A 6,666-nucleotide genomic window follows, 5' to 3' on the forward strand; every position below is an offset into this window, starting at 1 on the left:
GTTCTTCGGCCTCTTTTCTTTCGTTCCCCTCTATGTGACCTCCGTGTACCACCTTTCGACGCTGCTCAGCGGCATGATCCTGACCCCGCGTTCCCTGGGAGTACTTGCGGCGTCGACCATTACCAGTTTTCTGCTCAGACACTATGGGTACCGTCTGCCGTTGGTGTGCGGCCTGGTAGTTGTCTCCTGCGCGACACTCCTTTTTGTTCCCGGTCTCCTCCTTGGAGCCAGCGGTACGCAATTGAGCATACTCAAAGTACTCTCTGTTCTTATGCTGGTCTCCGGGATCGGCGCTGGAATCACGAACCCGGCTGCCAACAATGCTTCCATTGAACTAATGCCTGGAAAGATCGCCACTATCATGGGCCTTCGAGGAATGTTCAGGACGGTGGGCGGAGCACTTGGCATATCATTGATCACGTGCATCCTTCACCTGAGTTCAAGTCGTCTTGTCGGGTTCGGGATTACGTTTGCTCTTTTCGGCTTAGTTCTGGCATCTGTGATTCCCCTCGTTTTCTTAATTCCCACGGGGAAGAAGGCGTTTGGCTAGCAAGTGCGCATAAAGAGAATCGCGTTTGTTATGCTGCTTTTCATCACGTGCACGCCACTGCTGCTGAGTACTGCCTCTGCCTTCACCGCGGCAGACGTCCAGAAACTGAAGAAGACAAAAAGCTGTCCCGGCTGTGATTTGTCTGGAGCGTACCTTGCTGGAAGTGACCTGTCGGGCGCACGTCTCTCTCGCGCCAATTTATCCGGAGCAGACCTCTCGCACTCGGACCTGTCCGGTGCCGACCTCTCGGGTGCGAAGCTCCTCCTTGCTGACCTGACGGGCACGAACCTTAGCGGCGCGAACCTCACCGGAGCCGATCTGTTCACCGCCGAGCTTTACGGGGCAAACCTTTTCGGTGCGACCCTGGAGAACGCCGATTTATCAGGTGCGAATCTCACCAGGGCCACGTGGATCGACGGCTCACGATGGAGAGGAGGCTCCGTCGGCGGTTCCAGGTAACCTGCTATTCGACAGAGAGATGACGCCTCCACTCCGCTACCCGGTGGGCTGCAGCGGCGATCGTAGCTATCGCAAAGAGGAAGAAAAGACTACCCCAGGAATTTTCAGAGGATGTAAGGCTGCTGGAATCCTTGAGGTCAATCCTCAGAAGCTGGACAACTGCAAGGAAAAGAAAAACGAGTGAGAGCACGAACAAGCACGTACTCCATTTGCTGTGCATTGATGACCTCCATATCGATCTGGCAAATCGTGACTTACTCTCTTCTGGAATGCGTAAGCCTCATACCAGTGCCCAACGGCTATCTCAGACACAGAGGGCAGGACAAACAGACAAGCACGAGGAAGTTGAAACACCCCAAAAAGATCCACGCGAGGCTTTTTGCCTCAGCGTTGGCTTCTCGCACTGCGCGCAGCGTGATGCCCACCACAATCACGTTCACAGCCAGCATTACCCCGAGAGTCGTGCCCACTGAACAATAGCTCAATAACAGGCCTAGCGTCAGGAATGCAGCTGCGTACGATGCGGCCAATGTGTTTCGTCTCTCCGCCGCGCTTATCTTCCCTGCATCATCGCTCGTGCTCTCGGCTGTGTTGATCTCAGCTATGGTACGCATGGTTCACCTCCGTGCGAGGACACAATCGAGTTCACTTCCTGTGCTGTTCCCTTGACACAGGCAGATCTACCGCAAGTCCCAGTCTGCCAGGTAGAAGGGGTCCGTTTCATCAGAGAGCACTCTCGGGATGGCCGGTCTCCACCTCATCCACGTCTTTCCTGCCACCACCACAGCGACCGCGCATACGCCCTCTGCTGCATACGTCGCGTAAGGGCCGGGAGCGTTGAGGAGCTTCACCACAAATGGATCGGTGATGATCATTTCACCCGCGACCTTTCCCAACACTGCTGCGCCACAATAGACTATAATCGGGTAGCGATCCATGAGCTTCGACAGCATATTGCTGGCAAAGACCACGAGGGGAATGCTGGTGCCCAATCCAAAAATGAGCAGGGCAAGGCTTCCCTTGCTCGCACCAGCCACCGCAAGCACATTGTCCGTACTCATGATCAGATCTGCAACCAGGATGATGACGATGGCCTTACCCAACGTTGCCACTTCCCGTTCCTGATCTACGGCAGGGCCACCCTCGACAAAGAGCTTTATGGCGAGCCAGCCTATCATCAGCCCCCCGGCAAGCTTGAGGAATGTTATCTCAAGCAGCCTCGCTGCAACAAAGGTGAGGCCGATCCGGAGCACGACCGCTCCTGCGGTGCCGAGTATGATACCCTGCCTTCTTTTTTTTGGGGCCAGGGAGCGGACGGCCATGGCAATCACGACCGCATTGTCACCCGAGAGGATGATGTTGATGAACATGATGCTCACGAGGCCGGTGAGGAACTCGAAGGTCCCTATCTGCTGAAGAAATGCTTCCATATTAGTAGATTTGCCCATTCTGCCGAACTTCACAATCAGGGTATCCCTGATAAAGAAGGGTGAAAGACCGGAGAAAGAGAAGAGAGACTACCTAGTGGATTGAGACAAGATGGCGGTCAGGGGTCAAGAGAGGTGAGGCCCTCCCTTATCGCATACTTCGTGAGCTCTGCAATGCTCCTGATGTTGAGCTTTTCCATCATCTGCTGGCGGTGCGTTTCGATAGTTTTCACGCTCACCTTGAGGGCGGAGGCAATCTCCTTGGTCGTCTTTCCCTCGGCGATGAGTTGGAGCACTTCTCGCTCGCGCGCGGTGAGCACCGTGAAGGCGGTCGGCTCTGTTTGCGGCAGTGTGCTCAGATACTCCTTGAGGACAACGTCGGTGATCTTGGGGCTGAGGTAGGGCCGGTTTGCAGCCAGTGCCCGCAACGCGGCGGTCAGTTCTTCCGGAGCGCTGTCCTTCAGTAAGTAACCGGATGCGCCCGCTTTGAGCATCTCGACGACGAAGCGTTTCTCCGAGTGCATCGAGAGGGCAATTACTTTGACTCCCGGCACGCCCGCAGTGATCTGCCGCGTGGCCTCTATCCCGTTCAGGCCCGCCATGCCGATATCCATAATCACGATGTCTGGCCTGAGTTCCTGGGTGAGTTGCACCGCTTCCAGTCCGTTCTCCGCCTCTGCCACCACCTGCACATCAGCGCGCTGTTCGAGTAGCGCCTTAAGGCCCTCGCGCATGATCTTGTGGTCATCTGCCAGAAGAAGTCGTACGCTCATCTTGTGCTGTCCTCTTTGCTATTTTTTTGATCCTTGAAGGCACTGAGAGTATGATGCGGGTACCGCCTCCTGGTGCGGAATCGATATGTAAGTGGCCTTCCAGGTGGCGAAGGCGTTCCCTTATACTGAAGAGACCAAAGCCACTTGAGCCCCAGCCTGTTTCTCTTGCCAGGAATCCCACACCGTCATCTTCCACGCCTACGACGACGTCGCCCCCGATCTTTTTGATCGAGATCCTTACGTGTTGCGCTTTGGCGTGCTTGACAATGTTGACCATGAGTTCCCGGACGGACGTGAAGAGGAAGATACGCACCTCTTCATCGAGAGGCATATACCCGTTACCGCCGTCGAAGGTGAAGCCGAACCCATGCTGCTTCTGCATCCGCTCGCCGAGCCACTCCAGGGCAGCCTCAATGCCGAGTTCGTAGAGGATCGGAGGGCTGAGCTCGGACGTCAGGGAGCGAGCCCGGTTTATCGCTTCTTCCACATGCTGGCGTGCATCGTTCGCTTGGGTCTTGAGGTCCTCCGAAGTCATTGCCTCCAGAAGGCCCCATAACTTTATCCTGGCAGCGGCAAGAAGTTGGCCTATATCGTCGTGCAGTATGTTCGCGATGCGCCGTCTCTCCCGTTCTTCTGCAAGGGAAAGCTCCGAGGCGAGCCAGCGGAGCTCCCCCTGGTACTGTTCGATCTTCTCCTCGGCCTTCTTTTTCTCGGTGATATCTTCAACCGTGCCTTCATAGTAAAGGACGGTCCCGTCTTCAGACTTGATGGCCCTCGCGTTCTCGCTCACAAATATGTCAGTGCCATCCGGCCGTTTCCATGTGGTCTCGTACTCGCGTACCCGTCCTTCCTGTTCAAGTCGCTTTCTGAAATTCGCCTCAAGGTAGGTCGGCTCGTAATCATCTTCTTCAATATCATTGGTGGTGATCTCGGCGAACGATTTGAACCCAAGCATACGCACCATCGCATGGTTGGCCATGAGTATAAGCCCGTGCGGGTTGACCCGGTAAATACCGATTGGTGAGTTCTGGAAAAGGTCCCTGTACCGCTCGGCTCCCTTTCTCAGCATCTCTTCCACGCGTTGGCCCTTGGCCACTGCAAGCCTGAGCTTCTCATTGGCGTTCTGCAATTCGCTTGTGCGCTCTGCAACCCTCAGCTCCAGCTCATCTTTCAAAGCCCTGAGCGCGCTTTCGGCTCGCATCCTCTCGGTGACATCGCGCATGTTCACCATCACTACCTGCTCGCTGCGGTACGTTATCAGGGTCGCGCTTACCTCTACGTCGAGAAGCGACCCATCCGCCCGTTTGTATTGGCGTAATCCGAACACCTCCCGGCCACTCTCAAGGGTATTCTGGATCTCCTGCCTCAAGACCTTGTTTTCAAAAAAGACAATATCCTTCAGCTTGAGATGCGCAATATCCTCCTCCCGGTACCCCAGCATCCTGAGGAACTGATCATTGGCTTCAATGAGCCTGCCTGTGTTCGGGTCGAATATGAAGATGGCTTCGGAGGAGTGTTTGATCAGTGCCCGGTAACGCTCTTCCGATTCCCTGTGTGCCCTCTCTGCCCGTTCGCGCCCCAACGTTTCCTGTTCCAGGAGTTCAAAATTGGTCAACTCATCTGCTTTCATGGGATATCCTTGCTATAGCCTGAGGCTCAAAGGCAACGAGCCAGCAGCCTCATTGTTCTGCTTGGATCGATTCTGGGCTTAAAGCGCAGAAGAGAAGGAAGGAGGGCCTCTGTAGAAATTACCTGAAACGGTCAGCGCAGGTAGTGAGACTGCCCGTAGTATAAGGGGTAGATACGTGGCGTGGCACTCGAGCTCGGGTGTGACGACTGGATTGCAGCATAGGGCGAACTCGGCATCGCTTTCTACGAAAGCCGGGACGGCAATATTTTTACATTCTGGGGCGTCCGCCTGTTCAGGGGTAAGAACCGACAACAGGAAGAGAGCTGCAAGAAAGAACTGAACGGCGGTAAAGGAGGACCGCGTACGGCTTGTCATTCGTGAACGCCTCACGAGAACTACTCCTGTTGGGCGAATGAGGCTGTGCTCTACTCCATGGTTGCACCTATGGGAAGGGCCTGTCAAGGGAAATGTGCAGTGCAGCCGCGGATCTTGCGCAGAAGCATAGGCATTGTCAGCCTGAATGATCAGGTTGTCGGTTGAGTACGGTTTGTAGTAGAGTTACTTGACCACCATGCGACGTCCTGTCATCAAGACCCCGCCTCCCGGGCCTGAGGCTTCCAAATGGATTGCGATCGATCGGCGCCGCGTCTCTCCTTCGTACACGAGGGTCTATCCTCTCGTGGTGCGACAGGCACGAGGCCTGTGGGTCGAGGACGTCGACGGCAATCAATTCCTCGATTTCACCTCCGGCATAGCGGTATGTGCAACGGGCCATTGCCACCCGCAGGTGGTACAAGCCATCAAGGATCAGGCTGAACAGCTTCTGCACATGTCGGGAACCGACTTTTACACGACACCGCAAACGGTCCTGGCGGAAAAACTGAGCTCGCTCGCACCGGGAGAAGGTGAAAAGAAAGTCTATTTCGGGAACTCAGGGGCTGAGGCGGTGGAGGCCGCCTTCAAGCTCGCGCGCTGGCACACCCGACGGGAACTGAACCTCGCGTTCTTCGGGGCTTTCCACGGACGCACCATGGGTGCTCTTTCCCTCACTGCCAGCAAGACGATCCAGAAGAAACACTACCATCCTTTCGTGCCCGGCATCACGCACATCCCCTATGCCTATTGCTACCGCTGTTCCTATGGCCTCTGCTATCCTCGATGCGGGATAGAATGTGTCCGCTGGATAGAAGAGACTCTCTTCAGAACAGCTATGGTTCCGGAAGAAGTGGCTGCTATTTTTGTGGAACCTATCCAGGGGGAGGGCGGCTACATTGTCCCTCCGTCCGAGTTTCACCAGGAGTTGTCACGTCTCGCGAAGAAGTATGGCATCTTGTTCGTCGCGGACGAAGTGCAGTCAGGCATGGGCCGCACGGGCAAGATGTTCGCAATGGAACACTTCGGCGTGACTCCGGATATTATCGCGTTGGCCAAAGGCATTGCCTCTGGCATGCCGCTCGGGGCGATGCTGGCGCGCTCTGACATCATGGATTGGGAGGCGGGTTCGCACGCGTCCACCTTCGGGGGCAACCCGGTGTCGTGCCAGGCTGCCCTGGCCACGATCAAGCTGCTCGAGTGCGAGCTTATGGCGAATGCGGCAGCGCAGGGGGAGAGTCTCATCTTGGGTCTCAGAGAACTGCAGCGTTCTCACGAGTGTATAGGTGATGTGCGTGGCAAAGGTCTAATGGTGGGTGTCGAGTTGGTGAAGGACCGCGATACGAAGGAAAGGGCATCCGACTGGCGCAATGAAATAGTCATGAAGTCATTTCAGAAGGGATTGCTCCTGCTGGGATGTGGTGAAAACACCGTTCGTTTCTGCCCGGCTCTCAC

The 6,666-nt window shown here is 55.7% G+C and carries 8 protein-coding genes; 3 read left to right on the forward strand and 5 right to left on the reverse strand.

What is annotated here, in order from left to right; all coding sequences use genetic code 11:
• Together VMT71_09095 and VMT71_09100 are read left to right on the forward strand one after the other, a co-directional pair.
• Positions 1-550, forward strand: a 550-nt coding sequence (locus VMT71_09095) for an MFS transporter (GenBank protein HVN24117.1), incomplete at its 5' end; no start/stop codon positions are given.
• A gap of 3 nt (positions 551-553) precedes the next feature.
• Positions 554-1,009 (forward strand): pentapeptide repeat-containing protein, encoded by a 456-nt coding sequence (locus tag VMT71_09100; GenBank protein ID HVN24118.1) that lies wholly within the window; start codon positions 554-556, stop codon positions 1,007-1,009.
• A 4-nt stretch (positions 1,010-1,013) separates the two neighbouring features.
• On the opposite strand, the gene VMT71_09105 is transcribed toward VMT71_09100, so the two are convergent.
• The 5 genes from VMT71_09105 to VMT71_09125 all read right to left on the reverse strand — a co-directional run bounded on the left by VMT71_09105 (position 1,014) and on the right by VMT71_09125 (position 4,839).
• Positions 1,014-1,229 carry a hypothetical protein gene (locus VMT71_09105; GenBank protein HVN24119.1) on the reverse strand — a complete coding sequence of 72 codons (216 nt, stop codon included), beginning with the start codon at positions 1,227-1,229 and terminating at the stop codon, positions 1,014-1,016.
• A gap of 79 nt (positions 1,230-1,308) precedes the next feature.
• Positions 1,309-1,623 carry a hypothetical protein gene (locus tag VMT71_09110; GenBank protein HVN24120.1) on the reverse strand — a complete coding sequence of 105 codons (315 nt, stop codon included), beginning with the start codon at positions 1,621-1,623 and terminating at the stop codon, positions 1,309-1,311.
• 66 nt (positions 1,624-1,689) lie between these two features.
• Positions 1,690-2,472, reverse strand: a complete 783-nt coding sequence (locus VMT71_09115) for a TerC family protein (GenBank protein HVN24121.1) — start codon at positions 2,470-2,472, stop codon at positions 1,690-1,692.
• A gap of 83 nt (positions 2,473-2,555) precedes the next feature.
• Positions 2,556-3,209 (reverse strand): response regulator transcription factor, encoded by a 654-nt coding sequence (locus VMT71_09120; GenBank protein ID HVN24122.1) that lies wholly within the window; start codon positions 3,207-3,209, stop codon positions 2,556-2,558.
• Positions 3,181-4,839: a PAS domain S-box protein gene (locus VMT71_09125; protein HVN24123.1), complete on the reverse strand. Its 1,659-nt coding sequence runs from the start codon at positions 4,837-4,839 to the stop codon at positions 3,181-3,183. Before VMT71_09125 ends, VMT71_09120 begins: the two co-directional genes overlap by 29 nt.
• A 571-nt stretch (positions 4,840-5,410) precedes the next feature.
• Here VMT71_09125 and VMT71_09130 point away from each other — a divergent pair.
• Positions 5,411-6,666 (forward strand): acetyl ornithine aminotransferase family protein (locus VMT71_09130; protein HVN24124.1); only part of this gene is annotated, 1,256 nt, incomplete at its 3' end.

This window comes from Syntrophorhabdales bacterium (assembly GCA_035541455.1).
Lineage (GTDB): Bacteria > Desulfobacterota > Syntrophorhabdia > Syntrophorhabdales > WCHB1-27 > JADGQN01.